Here is a 2,465-nt window from a genome sequence, read left to right as displayed (position 1 = left end):
TCCCCCCCCCCCCCTCCCCCCCCCCCCCCCCCCCCCCGTCGGGGTGGTGCGGTGTCGCGGCCGCTCAGCGGCATGTGCCCGCGGGGCGGGCCCGGGTCACCAGGTCGGTGTCCGTGGTGGTGCTGTCGATCCACAGCACGCGGTTGCCGGCGCCCGCGGCGGCGCCCGACTGGCTGCCCTTGTCGCAGGAGACCCGGCCCAGCGGCGCGCCCTGCGGGGTGAACTGGTAGAGCTTGTCCAGGGAGTCGTTCGGGTCGTCGAAGACCTGCGACCACGAGGAGAGCACCTGCACCGTGACCGCGGTGTCCGACGCCGTGAGGCCGTAGGCCCGGATGGGCTGCGGGCCCTTCTCGGGGACGATGTCGGTGACCGAGGAGCCGTCGAGGGACGCCCGGCGCAGGGTGGTGAAGGCGTCGTCGGTGTAGTCGGTGTCGATGAGCCAGTACACATCGGCCCCGGTCATCACCGGTGCGCTGATCCACTCCGGCGAGGAGGGTGCGCCCAGAGCCGTGGTCTTCCGGGTCCTGGTGTCGAAGACCTCCACGCCGGTCCCGTTGGCGTCCTCGTGGACGTAGGCGATACGCCCGTCCTTGACGGCGGGCTTCAACGCCTGGTTGTAGTCCTGGCCGAGCGGCACCTCACGCGGGGTGGTGTCGTTGCCCTGCACATACAGGACCCGCTGCCAGGCGGTCGCGTCGTCACGGCGGGACCAGGCGACCGTGTCGCCGTCCACGCTCAGGCCGCTGATCTCCGAACGGGTGCTGTACAGGGTCTTGACCGGGCCGCCGCCCATGGGCGCGGACAGGATGTCGTACGTGTGCACCCAGGGGTCGTCGCCGGGGACGTCGCCGACCGCCACCCACACCACGCGCTTGCCGTCGGTGACCGCACTGAGGTGCGAGCGCCCGTCGACCGGGGAGATCCGACGCGGCTTGCCCTTGCCGTCGATGCGGCCGGTCCACACGGCGTACGGCTCGGTGCCGTCGGCGCTGGAGCGGGGAACCGCCCACCAGTCGCCGCCGGCGCTGACGCTGGTACCGGTGCCGACGAACGACCGCAGCGTGCCGACCCGGCCGAGCAGGACGTCGCTGTCCAGGCCGAGGCTCTTCTCCCAGCCGGGGACGATGCCGTGGCTGTCGAAGGCCTTCTTCACCTGCTCCATGCGGTCGCCCTTGACGTGCAGCGACTTGGCGGCGGCGACGACCGCGTCACGGCCCTCGGTGAAACCGTCGAGAGGGGTGAGGTAGGAGGTGAGCGCCTTGTAGACGATCTGGTCGGCGAGTTCGCCGCCCAGGGCCTCGCGGATGTCCCACAGCGCGCCGCCGAAGATCGGGGAGTTGTAGTGCACGCCTCCCTGGTCGTAGTCGCTCCCGAGGGGGAGCCCGAGAAAGCCCTTGGTGGTGGCGCCGTCGTTGAGGTCGCGGAAGGCGCACTCCCTCGGCGTCAGGGTGCGGCAGAGGTCGCCGCCGATCAGGCCGGCGTCCGGGTCGCTCATGGGGGTGCCGCTGACGGTGATGTCGATGGCGTTGCCGAAGTAGTCGGCGATGGCCTCGTTCAAGGCACCGGACTGGCCGGCGTAGACGAGGTCGGCGGTGTGCTCGACGACGCCATGGGTCATCTCGTGGCCGACGACGTCCAGGTCGGAGGAGAGCGGGCGGTACTCGCTGTCACCGACGCCGTAGACCATCTTGCTGCTGTCCCAGAAGGCGTTGACGTACGGGGAGCCGCGATCCGTCACTCCGATGACGGAGTTGATGGCCATGCCCTTGCCGTCGAGGCTGTCGCGCTGGAAGGTGCCGCGGTAGTACTCGTAGACCTTGCCGGCCGCCCAGTGCGCGTTGACCGCTCCGTTGTCGGTCAGGTCCTGCGGAACCTTCGTGGTGGGCGAGGTGAACGGCACGATCGCGTCGGGCCACTGGTGCGAGACGTCCTGGTAATAGAGGCCGGTGGCGTCCCAGGTCTGGATGACGTTGTGCGCCTTGCTGTCGGCCATGTGCGCGGTGTCGCGCAGCAGGTAGCCGCCGGTGCCGGCGTCCTTGGTGAGGTTCAGCGTAACGGTGGTGCCGTCGAACAGGGTTCCGCTGCCGCTGACGCCCTTCGAATCGCCCGCAGGAGCGGTGGGGGGCTTGGTTGCCGCCGAGGCACCGCGCTGGGAGGCGCCCGCCCGGAGCGCGGCGGCGCCGCGCGAGGGAGCGCTCGGGAGGAAGGTCGGCGCGCCGCCGTGCTCGTAGACCGCCACGCCGGTGGCGGCGTCGAGGTAGACCTCCTGGTCGACGGGTGCGCCGGTGGCCGGGTCGGTGCCGCGCACGGTGACGTGGCGGGCCAGCACGCCCTTGCCGGTGGGCAGCACGCTCAGCCCGCGGTCGGTGCCGGTCAGGTCGTCCTTCGCGCTCTTGGCGCGCGCGGGGCGGTAGCCGCCCTTGGCCATCTCCGCCCGCACCTGGTGCACGGCGAGTTCCACAGCG

At 71.4% G+C, this 2,465-nt stretch carries 1 protein-coding gene; it reads right to left on the bottom strand.

Going from position 1 to position 2,465, the window contains the following annotated elements; all coding sequences use genetic code 11:
• Positions 1 to 64 precede the first annotated feature (64 nt).
• The coding region (locus tag AC3ET4_RS30570) for a M4 family metallopeptidase (RefSeq protein WP_431955184.1) at positions 65 to 2,465 on the bottom strand (2,401 nt) is incomplete at its 5' end.

Source organism: Actinacidiphila sp. bgisy167, from assembly GCF_057707665.1.
This window is presented reverse-complemented; position numbering and strand designations above follow the sequence as displayed.